This window comes from Streptomyces sp. NPDC058685 (assembly GCF_042714725.1).
Lineage (GTDB): Bacteria > Actinomycetota > Actinomycetes > Streptomycetales > Streptomycetaceae > Streptomyces.
In genome coordinates, this window is sequence record NZ_JBHXSL010000006.1 from 156,256 (window position 1) to 179,483 (window position 23,228).

23 protein-coding genes and 1 riboswitch are annotated in these 23,228 nt (G+C 70.8%); of the genes, 12 read left to right on the forward strand and 11 right to left on the reverse strand.

The features are described 5' to 3' along the window. Positions 1-26: 26 nt before the first annotated feature. Both ACFWU3_RS07820 and ACFWU3_RS07825 read left to right on the forward strand, forming a co-directional pair. Positions 27-869: a helix-turn-helix domain-containing protein gene (locus ACFWU3_RS07820; RefSeq protein ID WP_384432751.1), complete on the forward strand. Its 843-nt coding sequence runs from the start codon at positions 27-29 to the stop codon at positions 867-869. Further along, on the forward strand, positions 850-1,116 hold the full coding sequence (locus ACFWU3_RS07825; RefSeq protein WP_384432754.1) for a DUF397 domain-containing protein: 267 nt from the start codon (positions 850-852) through the stop codon (positions 1,114-1,116). Before ACFWU3_RS07820 ends, ACFWU3_RS07825 begins: the two co-directional genes overlap by 20 nt. Here ACFWU3_RS07825 and ACFWU3_RS07830 read toward each other — a convergent pair. From ACFWU3_RS07830 to thrC, 5 genes are all read right to left on the reverse strand, one after another. After that, positions 1,113-2,621 carry an alpha/beta hydrolase gene (locus tag ACFWU3_RS07830; RefSeq protein ID WP_384432757.1) on the reverse strand — a complete coding sequence of 503 codons (1,509 nt, stop codon included), beginning with the start codon at positions 2,619-2,621 and terminating at the stop codon, positions 1,113-1,115. The genes ACFWU3_RS07825 and ACFWU3_RS07830 overlap by 4 nt on opposite strands. A gap of 309 nt (positions 2,622-2,930) precedes the next feature. Further along, positions 2,931-4,553, reverse strand: a complete 1,623-nt coding sequence (gene groL, locus ACFWU3_RS07835; RefSeq protein WP_313945618.1) for a chaperonin GroEL — start codon at positions 4,551-4,553, stop codon at positions 2,931-2,933. Between the two features lie 361 nt (positions 4,554-4,914). Continuing rightward, positions 4,915-5,118, reverse strand: a complete 204-nt coding sequence (locus tag ACFWU3_RS07840) for a cold-shock protein (protein WP_005315736.1) — start codon at positions 5,116-5,118, stop codon at positions 4,915-4,917. A 434-nt stretch (positions 5,119-5,552) separates the two neighbouring features. After that, on the reverse strand, positions 5,553-5,828 hold the full coding sequence (locus ACFWU3_RS07845) for a MoaD/ThiS family protein (protein WP_313945617.1): 276 nt from the start codon (positions 5,826-5,828) through the stop codon (positions 5,553-5,555). A 30-nt stretch (positions 5,829-5,858) separates the two neighbouring features. Continuing rightward, positions 5,859-7,142, reverse strand: a complete 1,284-nt coding sequence (thrC, locus tag ACFWU3_RS07850; RefSeq protein WP_384432762.1) for a threonine synthase — start codon at positions 7,140-7,142, stop codon at positions 5,859-5,861. Between the two features lie 17 nt (positions 7,143-7,159). Next, a riboswitch (SAM riboswitch) is annotated at positions 7,160-7,328 on the reverse strand. Between the two features lie 117 nt (positions 7,329-7,445). Between thrC and ACFWU3_RS07855 the strand changes: the two genes are divergently transcribed. The 3 genes from ACFWU3_RS07855 (at position 7,446) to ACFWU3_RS07865 (ending at position 10,217) form a co-directional block, all read left to right on the forward strand. Further along, positions 7,446-8,387, forward strand: coding sequence for a glucosyl-3-phosphoglycerate synthase (locus ACFWU3_RS07855; protein WP_384432765.1), 942 nt, complete (start codon positions 7,446-7,448; stop codon positions 8,385-8,387). A gap of 107 nt (positions 8,388-8,494) precedes the next feature. Next, positions 8,495-8,677 (forward strand): hypothetical protein, encoded by a 183-nt coding sequence (locus tag ACFWU3_RS07860; protein ID WP_384432769.1) that lies wholly within the window; start codon positions 8,495-8,497, stop codon positions 8,675-8,677. 58 nt (positions 8,678-8,735) lie between these two features. Continuing rightward, a complete protein-coding gene (locus ACFWU3_RS07865; protein ID WP_384432772.1) occupies positions 8,736-10,217 on the forward strand; it encodes a trehalose-6-phosphate synthase in 1,482 nt (493 codons plus the stop codon). On the opposite strand, the gene otsB is transcribed toward ACFWU3_RS07865, so the two are convergent. The 3 genes from otsB to ACFWU3_RS07880 form a co-directional block, all read right to left on the reverse strand. Next, complete coding sequence (gene otsB, locus ACFWU3_RS07870; protein WP_384432775.1) at positions 10,173-11,018, reverse strand: trehalose-phosphatase; 846 nt, start codon at positions 11,016-11,018, stop codon at positions 10,173-10,175. The genes ACFWU3_RS07865 and otsB overlap by 45 nt on opposite strands. A gap of 9 nt (positions 11,019-11,027) precedes the next feature. Then, positions 11,028-11,276 (reverse strand): DUF3263 domain-containing protein, encoded by a 249-nt coding sequence (locus tag ACFWU3_RS07875; protein WP_313945611.1) that lies wholly within the window; start codon positions 11,274-11,276, stop codon positions 11,028-11,030. 90 nt (positions 11,277-11,366) lie between these two features. After that, positions 11,367-12,623, reverse strand: coding sequence for an extracellular solute-binding protein (locus ACFWU3_RS07880; RefSeq protein ID WP_384432779.1), 1,257 nt, complete (start codon positions 12,621-12,623; stop codon positions 11,367-11,369). A gap of 304 nt (positions 12,624-12,927) precedes the next feature. Here ACFWU3_RS07880 and ACFWU3_RS07885 point away from each other — a divergent pair, with 304 nt between their 5' ends. The 5 genes from ACFWU3_RS07885 (at position 12,928) to ACFWU3_RS07905 (ending at position 18,018) form a co-directional block, all read left to right on the forward strand. After that, positions 12,928-13,821 (forward strand): SIS domain-containing protein, encoded by an 894-nt coding sequence (locus ACFWU3_RS07885; RefSeq protein WP_384432782.1) that lies wholly within the window; start codon positions 12,928-12,930, stop codon positions 13,819-13,821. A 186-nt stretch (positions 13,822-14,007) separates the two neighbouring features. After that, positions 14,008-14,907 (forward strand): ROK family protein, encoded by a 900-nt coding sequence (locus ACFWU3_RS07890; protein WP_384433072.1) that lies wholly within the window; start codon positions 14,008-14,010, stop codon positions 14,905-14,907. Then, on the forward strand, positions 14,907-16,064 hold the full coding sequence (nagA, locus tag ACFWU3_RS07895; RefSeq protein WP_384432785.1) for an N-acetylglucosamine-6-phosphate deacetylase: 1,158 nt from the start codon (positions 14,907-14,909) through the stop codon (positions 16,062-16,064). Before ACFWU3_RS07890 ends, nagA begins: the two co-directional genes overlap by 1 nt. A gap of 121 nt (positions 16,065-16,185) precedes the next feature. Next, entirely contained in the window at positions 16,186-17,112 is a 927-nt protein-coding gene (locus tag ACFWU3_RS07900) for a 1-phosphofructokinase family hexose kinase (protein WP_384432788.1), read from the forward strand. A 60-nt stretch (positions 17,113-17,172) separates the two neighbouring features. Then, positions 17,173-18,018, forward strand: coding sequence for a ketose-bisphosphate aldolase (locus ACFWU3_RS07905; protein ID WP_384432791.1), 846 nt, complete (start codon positions 17,173-17,175; stop codon positions 18,016-18,018). Positions 18,019-18,087: 69 nt separating this feature from the next. On the opposite strand, the gene ACFWU3_RS07910 is transcribed toward ACFWU3_RS07905, so the two are convergent. Both ACFWU3_RS07910 and cdgB read right to left on the reverse strand, forming a co-directional pair. Continuing rightward, positions 18,088-19,059, reverse strand: a complete 972-nt coding sequence (locus ACFWU3_RS07910) for a CBM35 domain-containing protein (protein WP_384432794.1) — start codon at positions 19,057-19,059, stop codon at positions 18,088-18,090. Between the two features lie 134 nt (positions 19,060-19,193). Next, entirely contained in the window at positions 19,194-20,834 is a 1,641-nt protein-coding gene (gene cdgB, locus ACFWU3_RS07915; protein ID WP_313945604.1) for a diguanylate cyclase CdgB, read from the reverse strand. Between the two features lie 292 nt (positions 20,835-21,126). Here cdgB and ACFWU3_RS07920 point away from each other — a divergent pair, with 292 nt between their 5' ends. After that, positions 21,127-21,681, forward strand: coding sequence for a flavin reductase family protein (locus ACFWU3_RS07920; protein ID WP_384432797.1), 555 nt, complete (start codon positions 21,127-21,129; stop codon positions 21,679-21,681). Between the two features lie 224 nt (positions 21,682-21,905). Here ACFWU3_RS07920 and arfB read toward each other — a convergent pair whose 3' ends face one another. Then, on the reverse strand, positions 21,906-22,331 hold the full coding sequence (gene arfB, locus ACFWU3_RS07925; protein WP_384432800.1) for an alternative ribosome rescue aminoacyl-tRNA hydrolase ArfB: 426 nt from the start codon (positions 22,329-22,331) through the stop codon (positions 21,906-21,908). A gap of 295 nt (positions 22,332-22,626) precedes the next feature. On the opposite strand from arfB, the gene ACFWU3_RS07930 reads away from it, so the two are divergent. Next, entirely contained in the window at positions 22,627-23,202 is a 576-nt protein-coding gene (locus tag ACFWU3_RS07930; RefSeq protein ID WP_266547139.1) for a TerD family protein, read from the forward strand. Positions 23,203-23,228 lie beyond the last annotated feature (26 nt).

Consider the following 23,228-nt stretch of genomic DNA (forward strand, 5'->3'; position numbering starts at 1 on the left):
CGCGACCTGTCGGCCAGGGAGTTGCCTTGCCAGGACCCAAGGATCTCGATCCCTCCTCATCCCCCCGCGCCCTGCTGGGCGCCGAGCTGCGCCACGCACGTGACCAAGCGGGGCTCACCCAGGACGAGTTGGGCAGACCACTGTTCGTCAGCGGCTCGTACATCGGCCAGATGGAGGCGGGCACGCGCCGGATGCTGCCCGAGTACGCGCACCAGATAGACGAGATCCTCGGGACGAACGGGTTCTTCACCCGCAACTGCGAGGTGTCCAACAAGTCGCGCTACCCGGACCACTTCGCCGAGGCGGCGGAAGCGGAGGCGACCGCGACGACGATCAGGGAGTACGCGCCGCTGCTGGTGCCGGGGCTGCTCCAGACGGAGGCGTACGCGCGGGCGGTGTTCCGGGCGTACCAGCCGACGGCGACCCAGGACGTCATCGACGAGCTGGTGGAGGCCCGGCTGGACCGGGCGCGGCTGCTGACCCATCCAACAAAGCCTCAGTTGTGGGCGGTTCTGGACGAGGCGGTTTTACGGAGGCAGGTCGGCGGGGCGGCAGTTATGGCGGAGGCGCTGGAGCACGTCGTGGAACTGGCGCGGCGGCACCGGATCATCGTGCAGGTGATGCCGTTCGAGGCGGGTGCGCACGCGGCCTCTGATGGCGGTCTCAAACTCATGACGTTCCCCGATGCGCCACCGCTCGCCTACGTAAACGGTTTGGGCACCGGCCAGTTGGTGGACGATCCGGCCACGGTCACTCGCCACGAACTGTCCTACGATCTGGTCGGGGCCACCGCACTGTCACCGGAAACGTCCTTGGCCTTGATCTCGTCAGTGGCGGAGGATTACGCACATGAGGATCAGCAACCCTGAGTTCGACCTGGCAACAGCGGTCTGGCACAAGTCCAGCTACAGCGGCGGCGACGGCGGCAACTGCCTGGAGATGGCCACCTGGCGCAAGTCGACCCACAGCGACGGCAGTGGCGGCAACTGCCTCGAAGTCGCCGACAGCACGCCCGGGGTCGTTCCCGTACGTGACTCCAAGAACAACGGCGGCCCCGAACTCGTGTTCAGAGCCGCCGCCTGGTCCGCCTTCGTCGCCGGTCTGCAGCGCGACTAGCAGGCCTTGTCGCGTGCCGGGCGTTCACCGGTGAGCAGGAAGGTGGTCACGGCGTCGTCCCCGCAGGCGTTGCCGTTGGCGACGTAGGCACCGTGGCCCACGGTGTCGACCGTGACCATCCGGGCCCGCGCGCCGAACGCCTCGCGCATCTTCAGCGCACCGGCGAGCGGCGTGGAGGGGTCGCGCCGGGTCTGGATCATGAGGACGTTCGAGGGGCCGCCGTCCGGGGTGATGCGGGTGGGCCGCTCGCGCGGCTTGTCCTTCCAGAAGGCGCACAGCCAGATGTTCCTGGGCATGCCCGCGGTGAGGGGGTACTGCGCGCGGCTCCTGGCGACGTCACGGGCGTAGGGGGCCGGGTCGGTGGCCGGCCAGGCGTCGACGTCGTTGCAGATGGTGGCACCGGTGACGGCGACCGAGTTCTGCATGACCTGGTCCGGGGGCGTGTTCGCGGCGGGGAGTTCGCGGCCGTCGCGGGCGGCGGCCATCAGCTTGGCCAGCGCGGGGAATCGCGTGACGGAGTAGAGGCTGTCCAGCAGGGTCTGCCGCAGGACGTTGCCGTTGAGTTCCGCCGGGTTGGCGCCGGCCCACGGGATCGGTGCACGGTCGAGGCGGGTGGCGAGCGCGAGGAACATCGGCCGGACCTCGGCGGACGTCGCGGCGAGGCGGTCGGGGTTGGCGGGGTCCGCGGCCCAGGCGGCGAAGTCGGGGAAGGCGTCCTCGACGGCGATCTCGTAGTTGGCGAGCCAGCCGCGGGCCACCCGCTTCGGGTCGGGGTCGCCGCTGCTGTCCAGGACCCAGCGGTCGGTGCGGTGGGGGAACATCTGGGCGTAGACGGCTCCCACGTACGTCCCGTACGACAGACCCCAGGCGGACAGCCTGCGCTCGCCGAGTGCCTGCCGGATGCGGTCGATGTCCCGGGCCTCGTTGCGGGTGCTGATGCTGCGCATCACCTCGCCCCCGTTCGTGGCGCAGGCGGCGGCGAGGCGGCGGGCGGTCTCGGTGTTCTTGTCGATGCTGCCGTCCGCGGCGGGCCACCCTCTGACGTTCACCAGGGAGAGATCGTCGTGGGTGAGGCCGCAGCTCACCGGTGTGCTGCGGCCGACGCCGCGCGGGTCGAAGCCCACGATGTCGTAGGCGTCGCGCACCGACTGGGGCAGCTTCTTCCCCTTGCCCGAGGGATCGTTGATGCTGGAGCCGCCGGGTCCTCCGGGGATGATCAGCAGGGTGCCGCGTCGTCTGTCGGGGCTCTCGCTGCGGATGCGGGAGACGGCGAGGGTGATCCGCGGCCCGCGGGGCTTCGCGTGGTCGAGCGGTACGGAGATGTCCGCGCACTCCTGGCGCGGGTCGAGTCCCGTACCGGTGCATTTCTCCCAGCGGACTGCCGGGTCCGGCCGGGGAGTTGAGGCCGACGCGGGCGCCGGGAGGGCGAGGAGCGTCGTCGCCAGGACCGGGAGGGTGAGCGCCGCCGCGGTGAAGCCGGATGTCGTACTGCCGAGGATTCGCATGTGATGACCCTCGCGGAACCGGCGCCCGGCTCCCACGGTGCCTCCTGGCCTGTTCCCAGGGGGGTTTGCCCCACCCGGCCCGTAGGGGCCGCGCCCGCGGTGGACGACGTCCGGCACCCACCCGCGGTACCGCACCGAACCGGTCCGGCAGGGCCGTGGGCATGTCCATCCTCGACAACGGCACACCCTTCCCCGGCCGAGGCCACATTCAGACGGGGCGAGCCGGGCGCCCCACAACGCGCCCGAGGGCGGCACCTCCTGGGAGAGAGGTGCCGCCCTCGGTCAAGGACGGGTCCGATCCGTGAAGGATCAGAAGTCCATGTCACCGCCCGGCATGCCGCCCGGAGCGGCCGCGGAGGCCTTCTCCGGCTTGTCGGCGATGACGGCCTCGGTGGTGAGGAACAGCGCCGCGATGGAGGCCGCGTTCTGCAGGGCAGAGCGGGTCACCTTCGCGGGGTCGATGATGCCTTCGGCGATCATGTCGACGTACTCACCGGTCGCGGCGTTCAGACCGTGGCCGACGGGCAGGTTGCGGACCTTCTCGACGATGACGCCACCCTCGAGACCACCGTTGACGGCGATCTGCTTGAGCGGGGCCTCCAGCGCGAGCTTCACGGCGTTGGCGCCGGTCGCCTCGTCGCCCGTGAGCTCGAGCTTCTCGAAGACCGAGGAAGCCTGGAGCAGAGCCACGCCACCACCGGCGACGATGCCCTCCTCGACGGCGGCCTTGGCGTTGCGCACCGCGTCCTCGATGCGGTGCTTGCGCTCCTTGAGCTCGACCTCGGTCGCGGCACCGGCCTTGATGACGGCCACGCCGCCGGCCAGCTTCGCGAGGCGCTCCTGGAGCTTCTCGCGGTCGTAGTCCGAGTCGCTGTTCTCGATCTCGGCACGGATCTGGTTGACGCGACCCTGGACCTGGTCGCTCTCACCGGCACCGTCGACGATCGTGGTCTCGTCCTTGGTGATGACGACCTTGCGGGCGCGGCCCAGCAGGTCCAAGCCGGCGTTCTCGAGCTTGAGGCCGACCTCCTCGGAGATGACCGTGCCGCCCGTGAGGATGGCGATGTCGTTCAGCATCGCCTTGCGGCGGTCGCCGAAGCCCGGGGCCTTGACGGCGACGGACTTGAAGGTGCCACGGATCTTGTTGACGACCAGGGTGGAAAGGGCCTCGCCCTCGACGTCCTCCGCGATGATCAGCAGCGGCTTGCCGGACTGCATGACCTTCTCGAGCAGCGGAAGGAGGTCCTTCACGTTGCCGATCTTGGAGTTGACGATCAGGATGTACGGGTCGTCGAGCGACGCCTCCATACGCTCCATGTCGGTGGCGAAGTACGCCGAGATGTAGCCCTTGTCGAAGCGCATACCCTCGGTGAGCTCCAGCTCCAGACCGAAGGTCTGGGACTCCTCGACGGTGATGACGCCTTCCTTGCCGACCTTGTCCATCGCCTCGGCGATGAGCTCGCCGATCTGGGTGTCGGCGGCGGAGATGGAGGCCGTCGAAGCGATCTGCTCCTTGGTCTCCACGTCCTTGGCCTGCTCCAGCAGGGCGCCGGAGACGGCCTCGACGGCACGCTCGATGCCGCGCTTGAGGGCCATCGGGTTGGCGCCGGCCGCCACGTTGCGCAGGCCCTCGCGGACGAGCGCCTGGGCGAGGACGGTCGCGGTGGTCGTACCGTCACCGGCGACGTCGTCCGTCTTCTTGGCGACTTCCTTGACCAGCTCGGCGCCGATCTTCTCGTACGGGTCCTCGAGCTCGATCTCCTTGGCGATGGACACACCATCGTTGGTGATCGTGGGGGCGCCCCACTTCTTCTCGAGGACGACGTTGCGACCCTTGGGGCCAAGGGTGACCTTGACGGCGTCGGCGAGCTGGTTCATCCCGCGCTCGAGACCGCGCCGTGCCTCCTCGTCGAACGCGATGATCTTGGCCATGTGAAGTGGTCCTCCCGGACTTGGGGGTCCCCCCGCGCCCGCAGGGCTACGGGGGAGGATTGCTTCCGGACCGCGCTGGCGCCCGCGACGGACGGCCTGAGAGCCGTACGGTTCCTTGCCCCGACGGCCCTCGGACCTCACCGGCCCGGTCCATAAAGTTGTCACTCTCACCTGCAGAGTGCTAACGCCAATGATTAGCACTCGACCCCCTCGAGTGCAAGCGGCTTCGACGAAGCCCCGACGAGGGGCGGCGGGTTCGAATCCGCCCGCCCCGGGCATGCACGAGGGGCCCGCCTCCCTGGTGGGATGCGGGCCCCTCGTGAGTGTCGCGTGAGTGCGTCGGTGGCCGATCGCGCCGAGATCAGACGGCGAGCTTGACCATGTCCGCCTGCGGACCCTTCTGGCCCTGCGAGATCTCGAACTCGACTCGCTGACCCTCCTCCAGGGTGCGGTAGCCGTCCATCTGGATCGCGCTGTAGTGGACGAAAACATCCGCACCACCGTCGACCGCGATGAAGCCGTACCCCTTCTCCGCGTTGAACCACTTGACGGTGCCCTGAGCCATGCCTAACTCCCCTATTACTGGCCCTTGCACAGGACCGCACTTCGCGGACCCGGGTCATACCTCACCGCCGAGAATTCCCTCCGCCAGAGGTGGAAGGAGGCCCTCGGGATGTGCGCCGGAACGCGTCGACCGCGGCTGAATGTATCTGTCCAACTGCCCTCTGCAACAGGTCAATCGGACGAGAAATCTGGGCGCGCGGGAACGGACCTTTGACGCTAATTCAAGAAGATCCAGGGCAACTCGGGCCCGGCAAATGACACTTAAGAGGCATTTTGATCGCCCACATTGGCTGCTTCTTGTCGCGCCAGGGCGCATTCTCATATGCGGCGGGCACGGGCAGCGGCGGGGACTTCCCCAACTGTACCGCGCTCAACCATGCAGAATTGCCCCCTCCGCTTCTCTCGCGGAGGGGGCAACAGCGGTGACGGTGCGTATCAGCCGCCGGCGACGGCGGGGATGATCGAAATGCCGGCGCCGTCGGGCGTGGCGGTCTCGAGACCCTGCTCGAAACGGACGTCGTCGTCGTTGACGTAGACGTTCACGAAGCGGCGCAGCTTGCCCTGGTCGTCCAGGACACGGGCGGCGATACCGGTGTGGTTCTTCTCCAGGTCGGCGATGACCTCGGAGAGCGTCGCGCCCTCCGCCGGGACCTCGGCCTGGCCGCCCGTGTACGTGCGGAGGATGGTGGGGATGCGGACGTTGACGCTCATGCTGCGTGCCTTCCTTGAGTCTCGGGGGTGTCAGCCGGCCAGGCCGGCGTCGCGGAACGCGTCCAGGCTCGGGCGGATGGTCGCGCTGGGGCCGGTGGTCGGCGCGACCGCGTCCAGGGTCTTGAGACCGTCGCCGGTGTTGAGCACGACGGTGGTGAGCGCCGGGTCGAGCACGCCCGCCTCGAGCAGCTTCCGCGTCACACCCACAGTCACGCCACCCGCCGTCTCGGCGAAGATGCCCTCGGTACGGGCGAGCAGCTTGATCGCGTCGACGATCTGCTCGTCGTCGACGTCCTCCACGAAGCCGCCCGTGCGGCGCGCGATGTCGAGGACGTACGGGCCGTCGGCGGGGTTGCCGATCGCCAGCGACTTGGCGATGGTGTTCGGCTTCTGCGGACGGACCACGTCGTGCCCGGCCTTGAAGGCCGTCGACACCGGCGAGCAGCCCTCGGCCTGAGCGCCGAAGATCTTGTACGGCTTGTCCTCGACCAGGCCGAGCTTGATCAGCTCCTGGAGACCCTTGTCGATCTTCGTGAGCTGCGAACCCGAGGCGATCGGGATGACGATCTGGTCGGGCAGCCGCCAGCCGAGCTGCTCGCAGATCTCGTAGGCGAGGGTCTTGGAGCCCTCTCCGTAATACGGCCGAAGATTGACGTTGACAAAACCCCAGCCCTCACCGAGCGGGTCGCCGATGAGCTCGGAGCAGAAGCGGTTGACGTCGTCGTAGTTGCCCTCGATGCCGACCAGTTCGCCGCCGTACACCGCGGCCATGACGACCTTGCCCTGCTCCAGGTCGTGCGGGATGAACACGCAGGAGCGGAAGCCGGCGCGCGCGGCGGCGGCGCCGACCGCGCCCGCGAGGTTGCCGGTGGAGGAGCAGGAGAGCGTGGTGAAGCCGAAGGCACGGGCGGCCTCGACGGCGATCGCGACGACACGGTCCTTGAAGGAGTGCGTCGGGTTGCCGGAGTCGTCCTTGATGTGGAGACCGCCGGTCACGCCCAGCTCACGGGCGAGGTTGTCGGCCTTGACGAGCTTGGTGAAGCCGGGGTTGATGTTCGGCTTGTCGGCCACATCGGCCGGCACGGGCAGCAGCGGCGCGTACCGCCAGATGTTGTCCGGACCCGCCTCGATCCGCTTCCGCAGCCCTTCGGGGTCGCCGCTCGGGAGGTCGTAGGCGACTTCCAGCGGCCCGAAACACGAGGCGCAGGCAAAGATCGGGCCGAGTTCGAAACGCTCCCCGCATTCGCGGCACGAGAGCGCCGCGGCCGGTCCCAGGTCGACGGGGGTGGTGCTGGCGACAGTCTGCACAGCCATGGTGGCGAGGCCCTTTCTCCTCATCTTCCCCGTGACGCATTTCGTCACGAGACGGACTTGGCACCTTCCCTAGCCGGGAGCCTCGCGGTGGCTGCCACGTCCCTTGGACGGGCGGCGCAACGGAGACCGGCTGGAGGGTTGCCGGGGCTTCAACGGGCCGTATCCCTCTGCCCCTCTGGATGAGCGGTATTCGATTGTCGGCGTGGGGACCCCCGGCATGCGACGGTCCCGCGCGTTGTTCAAGACTGTAACCGACACCCCGGACGGTTGAGATGGTCGTCCGATCCGCGAGATGGAGATCCTGTGCTGGAAGAGGTGGAGCGCTGGCTGTCCCGGCGGTCCTGGTCGGCGGCGGACCGCCCGGTGGACCGGCTGGTCACGGCCAAGCAGGGCGCCACGGTCAGCGTGGTGCTCCCCGCCCTGAACGAGGAGGCGACGGTCGGGCAGATCGTCACCGTCATCCGGCGCGAGCTGATGTCCGGGCCCCTTCCCCTCGTGGACGAGCTGGTGGTGATCGACTCGGGCTCCACCGACCGCACGGGCGAGGTGGCCGCCGCCGCGGGCGCGCGGGTGGTCCACCGGGACGCGATCCTGCCCCGCATCCCGGCTGCCCCCGGCAAGGGCGAGGTGCTGTGGCGCTCGCTGATGGTGACGCGGGGCGACATCGTCTGCTTCGTGGACGCGGACCTGAGGGAGTTCTCGGCCGATTTCGTGTCCGGGATCGTCGGCCCGCTGCTGACCGATCCGGACGTGCAGTTCGTGAAGGCGATGTACGACCGGCCCCTGGGCGACGTCGCCGGCCAGGGCGGCCGGGTGACGGAACTGGTGGCGCGCCCGCTGCTCAATCTGCACTGGCCGCAGCTGGCCGGGTTCGTCCAGCCGCTGGGCGGGGAGTACGCGGCTCGCCGCTCGCTGCTGGAGCGGCTGCCCTTCCCCGTCGGATACGGCGTGGAGCTGGGGCTTCTCGTCGACGCGCTGCACACCGTCGGCCTGGACGCGCTGGCGCAGGTGGACGTGGGAGAGCGCCGGCACCGCCACCAGGACGGACAGGCGCTCGGCAGGATGGCGGCCGCGATCTACCGCACGGCGCAACTGAGGCTCTCCCGCGGGCACTTGGTGCGGCCCTCGCTGACCCAGTTCGAGCGGGGCTCGGACGGCTTCGTCCCGCGGACACACCCGGTGGACACCGAGGAGCGCCCGCCGATGCGCGAGATCGGTGAGTACGCGGCGCGTCGCGCGGCATAACCGAAGACAACCGGACATCTTGCATGAATATCGCACTTATGGATGCACAGTCTCCGGATACCCAGCGCAGGACGGGCTCCCGACGCGGAGCGCTCAGGCTCACCACCATGCTCGGCACGCTGGCCGTCGTCATCGCGACGACGGTCGGCATGGCGCCGCCGGTCACCACGATCGCCGGGGGCGGCGGGCACAGCACCGAACGCCTGTGGCTGCTGGGCGGCCTCGCCCTCAGCCTCACCGCAGCCGGTGTCGTCGCCGTCGCCGCCACCCGCGGACGCCGTGACCAGTGAGGGGCGGAGCCGGGCGTACGCACGTTTGAGGGATTACAGGACGGGCTAGGTTCGCCACATGGTCTCCGAGCATTCCGCTGCGCAGGTCCTCGTCGCGTCGAACCGCGGCCCCATCTCGTACACCCTGAAGGACGACGGGAGCCTCGACGCCAAGCGCGGCGGCGGCGGCCTGGTCTCCGGACTCTCCGCCATCGGGTCCGAGGCGGACGCCCTGTGGGTGTGCGCCGCGCTCGGCGACGGCGACCGCGAGGCGGTCCGGCGCGGAGAGGGCGCCGACGGGGTCCTGATGCTCGACATCGACGAGGCCGTCCACACCGACGCGTACAACGGCATCGCGAACTCGGTGCTGTGGTTCGTCCACCACATGCTGTACCAGACCCCGCTGGAGCCGGCCTTCGACGCCGAGTTCCGCCGCCAGTGGGGCGCGTACGAGAGCTACAACCGGGCCTTCGCCGAGGCGCTCGCCGAGCACGCGGACGAGGGCGCCGCGGTGCTGGTGCAGGACTACCACCTGTGCCTGGTGCCCGGCATGCTCCGCGAAATGCGCCCCGACCTGCGCATCGGCCACTTCTCCCACACCCCGTGGGCGCCGGTGGACTACTTCCGGATGCTGCCCGACGACATCGCCGAACAGCTGCTGTGGGGCATGCTCGGCGCCGACCGGCTGGGGTTTTTGACCTCGCGGTGGGCGACCGCGTTCATGTCCTGCGCCGACCGGCTCGGGGAAGCCGCCCCACAGTTCCCCAGCGGGGGCCATCCACGGCTGTACGTGGAGCACGCCCGCACCGGACGAAAGTCCGCGCGGACCACCGAGGTGGCCGTGCACGGACTCGGCGCCGACGCCGACTTCCTGCGGGCACGCTCCCACGAGGCCGACGTCGACGAACGCATGGCCACCCTGCGCGAGCAGATCGGCCCGGACCGGAAGACGATCGTGCGGGTGGACCGCACCGAACTGTCCAAGAACATCGTCCGCGGGCTGCTCGCCTACCGGCATCTGCTCGACACCCGGCCCGAATGGCGCGAGCGCGTCGTCCACGTCGCCTTCGCCTACCCCTCCCGGCAGGACCTCGCGGTCTACCGCGACTACACGGCCGAGGTCCAGCGGGTCGCCGACGAGATCAACGCGGCATACGGCACGGACGGCTGGACCCCGGTCGTCCTCCATGTCCAGGACGACTTCGCCCGCTCGCTGGCCGCCTACCGGCTGGCCGACGTCGCTCTCGTCAACCCCATCCGCGACGGCATGAACCTCGTCGCCAAGGAGATCCCGGTGGTCTCCGACGACGGCTGCGCACTGGTGCTCTCCCGGGAGGCGGGCGCCTACGAGGAACTCGGCGACGACGCGGTCACGGTCAATCCGTACGACGTGACCGGCACCGCCGACGCGCTCCACGAGGCGCTGACCATGCCGCACGACGAACGGGCCCGGCACACCAAGCGGCTGGCCACCGCGGCGACGGCGCTGCCGCCGCAGCGGTGGTTCCTCGACCAGCTAGAGGCGCTGCGCCAGCATGGCCAGGAACGCCACGACGGCTGAGGGGCCCGGCAGCACCAGATCGGCGCGCTCCGCCAGCTCCGGCACCGCGGTGCCGGAGCACACGAGCAGACCGGGGACCCCGTCCGAGCGGAGCTTCTCCACGGCCGCGTAGGCCGGCAGGTCACCGAGGTCGTCACCCGCGTACAGGACGGCCTCGGCATCCACCTCGCGCATGTACTCCGCCAGCGCCACGCCCTTGTCCATGCCCGGCGGGCGCAGCTCCAGGACCATACGGCCCGGCTCCACGATCAGACCGTGTCGGGCCGCGAGCCCGGCCAGCGGATCGCGCAGCGCCTCGAAGGCGGCCTGCGGGTCCGAGGCCCGGCGGGTGTGGACCGCGACCGCCTGTCCCTTCTCCTCGATCCAGGTGCCCTGCCAGGCACCGATCTCGTCGAGGAAGCCCGGCAGTTCGGCGCGGGCTGCGGCGACGCCCGGATGCGGAGCGGGCGTGTTCACGGTGCCGGTGACCGCGTCCCAGCGCTCGGCGCCGTAGTGGCCGAGGACGACGAGATGTTCCAGGCCGGGCACCCCGGCGAAGCCGCCGTAGCGGACCGCGACGCCCGCCGGGCGGCCGGTGACGACGGCGACGGAACCGACCCGCGGCGCGAGCTGAGCCAGCGCGGGCACCGCCTCGGGGTGCGCACGGGCCTGCTCGGGGTCGGGCACGATCTCGGCGAGGGTGCCGTCGAAATCGAGGGCGACGACCGCCTTGCGGGGACGGGCCAGAAGCGCGGCCAGGCCTTCACGGCCCGCCGGCGTCGACGGTGACGGCAGGGGATGCACGTACGGAGAGCTGCCCATGCCACGACCCTAGCGGCGCGATCGTTTGGCGTCCCTGACACGGCGGAGCCGGTTGACCGTGACGGGGTCGTGGGCGAGGGCCCGCTCGTCGTCGAGGAGGGCGTTGAGGAGCTGGTAGTAGCGCACCGGGGAGATGCCGAGCTGCTCCCTGATGGCCCGCTCCTTCGCGCCGGGGCCCGGCCAGGAGCGCTGCTCCATGGCCAGGACGGCCCGGTCACGGTCGGACAGCGCCTGGTGCTCGGTCATACGGTCCAACATATCGGCGGGGTGTCCCCCGGTGCGGCGGTGCGTACCGCTGGGCTTTCCCGGGCCGGCGTCTCGGCCGCCGACGCCCGGGCCGGATGCGCGCTACTCGGCGTTCTCCGCGGTCGTCGCCTTCTGGGAGATCTGGCGCAGCACGGTCTGCGGGTCTCCCTCGGGATCGACCGCCTTGCCGATGTTCTGCTTGACGCTCTCGCTGACGGCGGCCCACGAGGTCTTGCCGACGGGCGGCAGGATCGAGGTCGGCAGCTCCTGGAGGAACTCCTTCAGGTCCTGGTGCTCCGGGTCCTTCTGCATCGCCTCGGAGGCGGAGATCGTCACCGGCAGCAGATCGTTCTGCCCGGCGAAGTCGAGGACGTTCTTGTCGTCGAAGACGAAGTCCAGGAACTTGCCGATCTCGACCTTGTGGCCGTTCTGCTTGAAGCCCATGATCCAGTCGGCGACGCCCATCGCGGCCTTCGGCTTGCCGGTGCGGCCGGGCATGGCCACCTTGCCGAGCTCGATGTTCGCCTTGGCCGCGGCCTTCATCAGCGAGGGGTGGCCGTTGAGCATCCCGACCTCGCCGCGGGTGAAGGCGGCGAAGGCGTCCTTGCGGTTGAGCTTGCCCGGCGCGACGGGGCCGGTCAGCTCCTTCTCCACGAGGTTGGTCTTCACCCACTCGAGGGTCGATATGTTCTGCGTCGAGTCGATCGCGTATCTGCCGACCGGGTCGACGTACCCGTCACCACCGCTGAGCAGCCACATCATGGTCTCGGCCTGGGCCTCCTCGGGCCCGAGCGGCAGCGCGAAGGGGTACTTGACGTCCGTGTTCTGCGCGAGCTTCTCGGCGTCCTCCCGCAGCTCCTCCCAGGTCGTCGGCTCACCCTTGATCCCGGCTTCCTTGAACAGCTTCTTGTTGTAGAAGAGCAGCCGGGTGGAGGCGACGAACGGCAGGCCGTACTGCACGCGCTTCTGCTCGCCGGCGTCGACGAGCGGGCCGAGGAAGTTGGACTGCACGGGGATGGAAAGCAGTTGGTCGGCGGTGTAGAGCTTGCCGGTGGCGGCGTAGTCGGCGTACGCGCCGATCTGCGCGATGTCCGGGGCCTTGTCGGCCTTGACCATCTCGGCGACCTTGCGGTCGACGTCGTTCCAGGACTCGATCCGGACGTCGATCTTGATGCCGGGGTTCTCGGCCTCGAACGCGGCCGCGAGGTCGGCCCAGTACTTCTTGCTGCTCTCACCGCCCGCGACGTCGTAGTCCGCGGCGACGAAGGTGAGGGTGACGTCCGAGGAACCGCCGGAGCTGCCGCAGCCCGCGAGGGCGACCGTCATACCGAGCGCGGCGACCGCCGCTGTCAGACCCAAGAAATGCCGGTGCACAACTCTCTTGCCCCACCCTCTGCTGCTTGTTGGATTTGGTCCCCCGACCGTCCCCCCGTCCGCCCCGCATGACGTCCCCCGTGACGTCTCGCGAGATGAGCGACGATTTTTCACCATGCGAAGGGTAGAGGTCTACTCCACGCGGTATCTCTTCTGCAACGTCTGTCCCACTCAGGGTCAGCATTGCCCGCTTCCGCCGCGGCCTGCTAAGCACGACCTGCCAGGCCGTTTCGGCAGCACGAGGCCGATACCGGTCCCCCGTCCGCGTACGCGCTAGGAGCCTTGCCGCATGTCCCGTACCGCTGCAGAGATAGCCACTCAGCCCACCTGCTGGCGCCGGGCGGCCGAAGCCGCCGCCGCCTTCGACGGTTTTCCGCGGCCGGGTGAGCGCGTGGCCGTGACCGGCTGCGGGACGTCCTGGTTCATGGCGATCGCCTACGCGGAGCTGCGGGAGGCGGCGGGGCTCGGCGAGACCGACGCGTTCGCCTCCTCCGAGTTCCCGGCCGGCCGGTCCTACGACCGGGTGGTCGCGATCACCCGTTCCGGCACCACGACCGAGGTCCTGGAGCTGCTGACCGCGCTGAAGGGCAGGGTGCCGACGCTGGCGCTGACCGCGGATCCGAAGACGCCGGTGATGGAGGCCGCGGACACGGTGGCGGTGCTGGACTGGGCGGACGAGGACTCGGTCGTCCAGACCCGGTTCGCGACGACGGCCCTGGCGTTCCTGCGGGCGGGCCTCGGTGACATCCCCGGCGTCAAGACGGTCGCCGAGGCGGCCGTGGACGCGGAGCTCGCGGTCACCGAACCGCTGCCGGAGGCGGTCCTCGGCGCGGAGCAGTGGACCTTCCTCGGCCGCGGCTGGACCTACGGGCTCGCCCTGGAGGCGGGACTGAAGATGCGGGAGGCGGCGGGCGCCTGGACGGAGGCGTACCCGGCGATGGAGTACCGCCACGGGCCGATCTCGATCACCGGTCCCGGCCGGGTGGCCTGGGTGTTCGGCGCACTGCCGGACGGCCTGTCCGTGGACGTCTCGCGGGTGGGCGGCACGCTGGTCGCGAACCAGGGCGCGGACCCGCTGGCCGACCTGATCCGCGCGCAGCGCCTCGCGGTGATCCTCGCGGAGTCCAAGGGCTTCGACCCGGACCGGCCGAGGAACCTGACGCGCAGCGTGATCCTGACGTGAGGCAGGTCCGCTGAGCCGGGGCTCCGGGCCCGCGGCGGCTCCGGGGGCGCGCAGACACGTGTCCGCACCCCCGGAGTTTGTACGCTCACGCAACAATCGGACGCAGTGGACTAGACCTTTCTGCCACTCTCGCGCCAGACTGTCTCCGTGAGACACGTCATCGCCCTCGATGTGGGCGGCACCGGCATGAAAGCCGCCCTCGTCGGGGCGGACGGCACGCTCCTGCACGAGGCCCGCCGCGCCACCGGGCGCGAGCGCGGTCCCGACGCGGTCGTCCGGTCGATCCTCGACTTCGCCGTCGAGCTGCGCGCGTACGGCGGCGAACACCTCGGCGAGAGCGCCGTCGCCGCGGGCGTCGCGGTGCCCGGCATCATCGACGCCGAACACGGCATCGCCGTCTACGCCGCGAACCTCGGCTGGCGCGACGTGCCCATGCGCGACCTGCTCAGCGAGCGGCTGGACGGTGTGCCCGTCGCCCTCGGCCACGACGTCCGCACCGGCGGACTCGCCGAAGGCCGCATCGGCGCCGGCAAGGGAGCCGACCGGTTCTTCTTCGTCCCCCTCGGCACCGGCATCGCCGGCGCCATCGGCATCGCCGGGGCCATCGAGGCGGGCGCCCACGGATACGCCGGCGAGATCGGCCACATCGTCGTACGCCCCGACGGCCCCGACTGCGGCTGCGGCCAGCGCGGCTGCCTGGAGACCCTCGCCTCCGCCGCGGCCGTCACCCGCGCCTGGGCGGCGGCCAGCGGCGACCCGCAGGCCGACGCCGCGGACTGCGCCAAAGCCGTCGAGTCCGGCGACCCGAAGGCCGCCGCCGTGTGGGCCGACGCGGTCGACGCCCTGGCCGCCGGCCTGGTCACCGCGCTCACCCTGCTGGACCCCCGCACCCTGATCATCGGTGGCGGTCTCGCTGAGGCGGGGGAAACCTTGTTCACACCGCTGCGGGCAGCGGTCGAGAAGCGCGTCACCTTCCAGAAACTGCCCGCCATCGTCCCCGCAGCCCTCGGGGACACCGCCGGATGCCTGGGCGCGGGACTGCTCGCCTGGGATCTGCTCGCCACCGACTCGGAGGTAACCGCCTAATGGCCGCAAGCGCCGTACGCGCCGACAGCACCGTTCTGACCGGCGCCCGGGTGGTCCTGCCGACCGGGACCGTCGACGGTGGGCGGATCTCCGTGGAGGGCACGAAGATCGTGGCCGCGGCACCCGACAGCGCGCCCGTCCGCGACCTGTCCGGCCACTGGGTCGTCCCCGGCTTCGTCGACATCCACAACCACGGCGGCGGCGGGGCGTCCTTCACCAGCGGCAGCGCCGAGGACGTCCTGCGCGGCGTGCGGACCCACCGCGAGCACGGCACGACCACGCTCGTCGCCTCCACCGTCACCGGCGAGATGGACTTCCTCGCCCGCCGCGCCGGGTTCCTGTCCGAACTCGTCGAGCAGGGCGACCTCGCGGGCATCCACTTCGAAGGACCGTTCATCTCGCCGTGCCGCAAAGGCGCACACAGCGAGGAACTGCTGCGCGACCCGGACCCGGCCTCGGTGCGCAGGCTCGTCGACGCGGCCCGCGGCGCCGCCCGGATGGTGACGCTGGCCACCGAACTGCCCGGCGGCATCGACTCCGTACGCCTGCTCGCCGACCACGGCGTGATCGCCGCGATCGGGCACACCGACGCGACCTACGAGCAGACCGTCGAGGCCATCGAGGCGGGCGCGACCGTGGCGACCCACCTGTTCAACGCGATGCCGCCGCTCGGCCACCGCGCGCCCGGACCGATCGCCGCGCTGCTGGAGGACGAGCGGGTCACCGTCGAGCTGATCAACGACGGCACACATCTGCACCCCGCCGCCCTCGAACTCGCCTTCCACCGCGCCGGCGCGCACCGCGTCGCCTTCATCACCGACGCGATGGACGCCGCGGGCTTCGGTGACGGCCGCTACCAGCTCGGCCCGCTCGCGGTCGACGTCACCGAGGGAGTGGCCCGCCTGGTCGACGGCGGCTCGATCGCCGGCTCCACCCTCACTCTGGACACGGCGTTCCGGCGCGCGGCGATCGTGGACCGGCTGCCCGTGGAGGACATCGTCCGGGCGATCTCGGCCAACCCCGCGAAGCTGCTCGGCATGGACGACACGATCGGCTCGCTGGAACCCGGCAAGGACGCGGACCTCGTGGTGCTGGACGAGGACTTCACGCTGGTCGGCGTGATGCGCAAGGGCGAATGGGTGATTGACCCGAAGTAGCGGCATTTCACTACGGAACATGGCAGGGCGGTTGGCCGGGGGACTGGGCCGACCGCCCTGCGTTTGGCATGATCAGGACCCGTACGGACACGGCTCACGCGTTCCGAAGGGGTGTCACCGGGTGATCCTGACGGTCACGCTCAACACCGCGCTCGACATCACCTACACGGTCGACGCCCTCACCCCGCACACCAGTCACCGCGTCGACCGGGTCGGCGAACGCCCCGGCGGCAAGGGGCTCAACGTGGCCCGGGTGCTCGCCGCGCTCGGCCACGAGAGCGTCGTCACGGGCTTCGCCGGCGGATCCGTCGGCACCGTCCTGCGCGAACTGCTCGCCCCACTGCCGCCGCGGGACGCGCTCGTGCCCATCGAGGGCAGCACCCGCCGTACGGTCGCCGTCGTCGACGCCGCGACCGGCGACACCACTCAGCTGAACGAAGCGGGCCCGACCGTCACGCCCACGGAGTGGACGGCCTTCCTCGCCGCCTACGAGACCCTCCTGCGGGACGCCGACGCGGTGGCGCTGTGCGGCAGCCTGCCGCCCGGCATCCACGTCGGCGCGTACGCCGAACTCGTCCGCCGAGCACGCGCCGCGGGCGTCCCCACCCTCCTCGACACCAGCGGCGAACCGCTGCGTCGCGGCATCGCCGCCCGCCCCGACCTCGCCAAGCCGAACGCCGACGAACTCGCCCGGCTCACCGGCTCCCGCGAACCGCTGCGCGCCGCCCGGGACGCGCGCCGCCGCGGGGCCCACGCCGTCGTCGCCTCGCTCGGCCCCGACGGCCTGCTCGCGGCCACCCCGGACGGCATATGGCAGGCCGCTCCGCCGGCTCCCGTCCAGGGCAACCCGACGGGCGCCGGGGACTCGGTGGTCGCGGCCCTGCTCGCGGGACTCGTCGAGGGACTGCCCTGGCCGGACCGGCTGGCCCGCGCGGTCGCCCTGTCGGCGGCGACCGTACTGGCCCCCGCGGCAGGGGAGTTCGACCCCGCCGCGTACGAGGATCTGCTGCCGCGCGTCACCGTGACCGAACACGTGACCGCGGCGTGAGCCACCACCAGGGCAGCGGCCCGGACAATCGGGCCAGGCGCCCGGGAAGTGAGACGCACCATGCCCCTCGTCAACACCGGTGACCTGGTCTCGGCCGCGGCGGCCGAAGGCCGCGGTATCGCCGCCTTCAACGTCATCACACTGGAGCACGCCGAGGCGATCGCGGCCGGAGCGGAGACGGCGGGAGCGCCCGCGATCCTCCAGATCTCCGAGAACGCGGTGAAGTTCCACGGCGGTACCCTCTCCGCGATCGCCGCCGCCTCGGCAGCCGTCGCCCGCGCCTCCTCCGCCCCGCTCTCGCTCCACCTCGACCATGTCGTCACCGGATCCCTGCTGCGGTCGGCAGCCGACGAGGGCTTCAGCTCGGTGATGTACGACGCCTCACGGCTCGCCCACGGACGGAACATCGAGGCCACGGAGGACGCGGTGCGCTGGGCCCACGAACGGGGCCTGTGGATCGAGGCGGAACTGGGCAAGGTCGGCGGCAAGGAGGGCGAGGCCCCGCTCGACGCCCACGCCCCCGGCGTCCGGACCGACCCCGAGGAGGCAGCGGCCTACGTGACGGCGACGGGAGTGGACGCACTGGCGGTCGCGGTCGGCTCCAGCCACGCGATGACACAGCGCACGGCGACACTCGACCACGCCCTGATCACCGCCCTGCGCGAGGCGGTCCCGGTCCCCCTGGTCCTGCACGGCTCGTCGGGCGTCCCGGACGAGGAGATCCGCGCGGCGGTGGCAGCGGGCATGGTCAAGATCAACGTCGGCACGGCCCTGAACACGGCGTTCACGGGAGCGGTACGCGCGTTCCTGGACGCGGACGCGAAGACGGTGGACCCGAGGAAGTATCTGGCGCCGGCACGCGAGGCGATGTCGGCGACGGTGGCGGGGTTCCTGGGGCTGCTGTGACAGCCGGGCCGGGTCCGGGGCCATCACTCGGCCCCGCCCGGGCTGTCCGGGCGGAGCGCCTTCGGGAGCCTAGATCGGCCCGTCGCTGACCTGGAGCCAGTCGAGGATGGCGTTGCACTGATTGCCCGCCTCGCACGAGATCTTGATCTCGTTCTCACCCTTCTGGAGATTGACCGGCGCCCATGTGGTCTGCCAGTTCTTCTCCCAGTTCGGGTCCGAGGACTTGACGAAGTTCTTCAGGCCCAGCGGATTGGTGTTCGCCTTACCGTTCACGGTCAAAGTGGCATTGGCGTCCTGCGCGGGGATGGCGTAACGCACATACAGGCGGTACGTCTTCTCCTCGCCGACACTCGCCTTCCAGGTGACCGACGCACCCGGAGCGTTGAACCCGGTGACATAAGCGCCGCCGGAGCCTTCCGCGCCCTTGATGTCCTTCGCGAGCACCGCGGGCGCACCGAGCTGGAGCGTCGCCGCGTCCTGCTTCGGCAGCGGGGGGTCCGCCGGACGGTCCGACGCCTCACCGCTCGGCTCCACCGACTCCCCCGCCGTCGCGTCGCCGCCCGGCTTGCCCGAGCCGTCCGCCTTGTCGTCCTCGCCGCCGCCCGTCATCAGCGCCGCCGCGATGCCGATCACCACGACCGCCACCACCGCGATCGCGCCGATCAGCAGGCCCTTGGTGTTCGGGCCGCCGCTGCGGCCGCCGCCGTGGCCGCCGCTGTGGCTCGGGGTGCCCGGGAGCGGGGTCTGGCGGGTGGGCGCGCCGCCGGGGTAGGTCTCCGGGGCCGCGTACTGCGCCGTCGGCTGGCCCTGCTGCGCATACGTCTGCTGCTGCGGGACCTGCTGGCCGTACTGGCGCTCGCCGACCGTCCGTACCTGGTTGTAAGAGGTTCTGGGGACGCCGGGCTGCGCCGCCGGACCCGGGTAGCCGTAACCGCGGCCCTGTCCAGGCGGTGTCGCGCCCGCTGCCCGGCCGTCCTCGTAGAGGTAGCCGAACGGATCGTCGTCCTCGGGCGTGCTCGCGCCGTTGTTCGCGGCCGTCATCCCTAGTCACTCCTCACCATCTCGTCAGCACAACGCCGACGCGGGCGAGCCTACCCGGTTCGGAGTAACCACATGGGTGGCCTTGGCCTCATCCGGCCCGTCCGCCCATCGTCCGCCGGCGCGCCCGCTCACCCTCAGCCCGCGCGGCGGTGCACCTTCGCCCGGGACCGCTTCTCCACGTACATCCGCTGGTCGGCGGACTGCAGGACCTCGTCCACGGACATCCCGCAGCTCGCCCAGCCGATGCCGAAGCTCGCCCCGACCCGCACACCCCGGCCGTCCACCCGGATCGGCAGGATGATGGCGTTCCGGAGGCGAACCGCCAGGTCAGCGGCGTCCGCCGCTCCCAGGCCGTCGGCCAGGACGACGAATTCGTCACCCCCGAGCCGCGCGACGGTGTCTCCCTCGCGCACACCCGTCGTCAGCCGGCGCGCGACCTCCACCAGCACCGCGTCCCCGGTCTGGTGCCCGAACCGGTCGTTGATCGACTTGAAGCCGTCCAGGTCGCAGAAGAGAACAGCGAGCCCCTTCGTACCGTCGTCGATCTCACTGTCCGGCGCGATCGTGTGCACATGGTGGTCGTACGGGACGCCCACCGGCCCGAAGTCGAAGCCCTCGGTGTGGAAGATCGTGTCGGGGTCGGCGTCGTACGCCGCGTCCAGCGCCTCGATCGCCGCCTCCCGCGCCCCGTGCGGCCGCTCGCACAGCCGGGAACTGAGCCGGGACCGCAGCTCGGCGCTGTTGGGCAGCCCGGTCAACGCGTCGTGCGAGGCCCGGTGCGCCAGCTGGAGCTCGTGGCGCTTGCGATCCTCGATGTCCTCGACGTGCGTGAGCAGAAAACGCGGCCCGTCGGCGGTGTCGGCGACCACGGAGTTCCGCAGTGAGACCCAGACGTACGAACCGTCCCGCCGCCCCAGCCGCAGCTCGGCCCGCCCGCCCTCGGCGGAGGTCCGCAGCAGTGTGCCGACGTCCTCGGGGTGCACCAGGTCGGCGAAGGAGTAGCGCCGCATCGCCGACGCCGGCCGCCCCAGCAGCCGGCACAGCGCGTCGTTGGTGCGCAGCAGCCTGCCGTGCTGGTCGCCGCCCATCTCCGCGATCGCCATGCCGCTGGGCGCGTACTCGAACGCCTGGCGAAACGACTCCTCGCTCGCGCGCAGCGCCTGCTGCTCGCGTTCGAGGCGGACCAGCGCCCGCTGCATGTTTGCTCGCAGCCGGGCGTTGCTGATCGCAATCGCCGCCTGGGACGCGTACATCTGGAGGGCTTCCTGGCCCCAGGGACCCGGCCGGCGGCCGTTGCGCGGCCGGTCGACCGAGATGACGCCGAGGAGTTCACGGCCCCCGCCCGAGGCGTACATCGGCGCGTAGAGCCGGTCCTGGGGGTGCCACTCGTCCTCGAAGCGGGGATCGGGACCTTCGGTGTGCCACTGCGGCACGTCGTCCTCGATCAGCACCCAGCCCTCGGTGTGCGGGATGAACCGCAGCTCGCCCCAGGCCTCGCCCATGGACAGCCTGCGCTCCCACGACGGTCGCGAGCCGACCCGGCCGGTGATCAGGGCCTCGGCGGCGGCGCTGCCGGCGAACGCGGCGACCACGAGGTCACCGTCGGGCCGTACGAGGTTCACACACGCCAGCTCGTACCCGAGTCCCGCGACGATTCCGTCGGCGACGGTCTGCAGGGTGTCGGCCAGGCTGCGGGCCGTGTTGAGGTCGGCGACCACCTTGTGCAGCTGCCGCAGGGTCGCAAGACGGACGTAGGGCTCCGACTCGGTCTCCATGCTCGCTCTCCCCGAGACCTCGACAGCAAACTCCAGAGTTCTGATCGGCCTTCTCGTTGCGGTATCACGGCCACTGAATCACAGCGAGCTGTCCACTCGGTACACAGGGTCAACAAATAGTGCACTCTGTGACTCAAGTCACATCAAATGACCAGGGGTTGCGGTGGCGGGTGGATGTGCGCTCGGACTTTCCCGGCCTTCCCGGAACGCAAATCCCGGCCGCTGGACCTAGGTCCTGCCTGGTCCCCGGGCCCGATGCGGGTCCGGGACGGCCGAGGTTAGCGTTCCCGGTGTGCTTCCGACGACCCCTGCCTCCGCGCCCGCCGTCATCCCCCATCCTGAGGGGGTGACGAACGAGGATTTCCGCGCAGCCATGTCCCGACTGGCCGCGGGTGTGGTGCTGGTGACCGCGTACGACGCCGACGACGGCCCGCGCGGCGAGGACGTCGGCATGACCGCGACGGCGTTCGTCTCGGTGTCGCTGGAACCCCCGCTGGTGATGGTGAGCCTGCGCAACGGCTCCCGGATGGACGACCTGTTGGCGGAACAGCCGCTGTGGGGGGTCTCGGTGCTGTCCGAGAACCAGCGCCACATCGCGGGCCGCTTCGCGATGAAAGGACGGATCAGCGACCGGCTGCTGTTCGAGGACATCCCGTACGTCCGGGGCGAGGTGAGCGGTGCGCTGCTGGTCGGCGGGGCGCTCGCGACGCTGGAGTGCCGTACGGAACAGCGGGTGGTGGCGGGCGACCACACCCTGGTGATCGCCCGGGTCCTGGAAGCGGGTCTGCCGAGCGGGGATGGCGGCCCGCTGACGTATTTCCGGGGCAGGTACCGCCAGTTGAGCTGAGGGCGCCGGGCTCGCCGTGCGCCGACCTGTCGGGCACGTGAGCGCACCGGCCGCGGATGAAGCCCGTCCGGCACGTGACACAAGCCGCCCATCACGCGAGTCCGGCGATCGAGGACACCGCCGGCACACCCCGCCCGTCCGGCGATCGAGGACACGGCCCGCGGGGCGGTACCGAGGAGCGCGGCCCTGCGCGTCCGGCAACCGGCCCGGGTCCGGGTCCGGAACTACCAGTCCCGTCCCGTGCGGCCCCGCTTCGTCTCCGCCCGCTGCTTCTTCTCCCGCAGCCGCCGCTCGTTGATCCCGCGCGGAATCCTCGTCGCCCGCCGCGGCTTCGGCGGTGGCGCCGTCGCCTCGGCGAGCAGTGCCGCCAGCCGGACCGCCGCCGCCTCCCGGTTGCGCCACTGCGAGCGGTGCTCGGACGCGCGGACCGCGATCACACCGCCGACCAGCCGGCCCGCGAGCCGCTCCAGCGCGCGGTCCTTCCACACCTGCGGCAGCGAGTCCGTCTTCGCCAGGTCGAAGCGCAGTTCGACCTGCGAGTCACTGGTGTTGACGTGCTGGCCGCCGGGCCCGGACGACCGGGAGAAACGCCAGATGAGCTCGGCCTCCGGCAGGGAGACCGAACCGCGGATGATGTAGGGCCCGGACATGTGTCCATGGTCGCGTGCCCGCGCCGTTCACGTCACCCCGTTTTCGACGCCGTCCGGCGGAATCCCGCGGAATCCCGCGGAATCCGGCCGAGCACGCCGGAGCACGGTGGCGAACCTCGAAGAAATCGGCGGAACCCGGCGGAAACAGGCGTAACCCGACCGACCGCTTCCGTACGGAATCCACAGGGAACCTCTTCGTATGGAACCTCGCAGTCCCCTGCCCGCGTTATGTCGGGTGACGGTAGCTTCGGGAGGGCTCGAAGCCCGCACACTCGAACACGAAGGGGACATCCCAATGGCAGTAAGCCTGTCCAAGGGCGGCAACGTCTCGCTCACCAAGGAGGCACCGGGCCTGACCGCCGTCACGGTCGGCCTCGGCTGGGACGTCCGCACCACCACCGGCACCGACTTCGACCTCGACGCCTCCGCGATCGGCGTCAACCCCGGCGGCAAGGTGGCCTCCGACGCCCACTTCGTCTTCTTCAACAACAAGGCGACGCCGGACCAGACCATCGTCCACACCGGCGACAACCGCACGGGCGAGGGCGGCGGCGACGACGAGCAGATCAACGTCAACCTCGCGGGCCTGCCCGCCGACGTCGACAAGATCGTCTTCCCGGTCTCCATCTACGACGCCGTCACCCGCAGCCAGAACTTCGGCCAGGTGCGCAACGCCTACATCCGTATCGTCAACCAGGCCGGCGGCGCCGAGCTCGCGCGCTACGACCTGAGCGAGGACGCGGCCACCGAGACCGCGATGGTCTTCGGCGAGCTGTACCGCAACGGCGCGGAGTGGAAGTTCCGCGCGGTCGGCCAGGGGTACGCCTCGGGCCTGGAGGGCATCGCCCGCGACTTCGGCGTCAACCTCTGACGCCGACCGTCGACGTCCGACGTCCG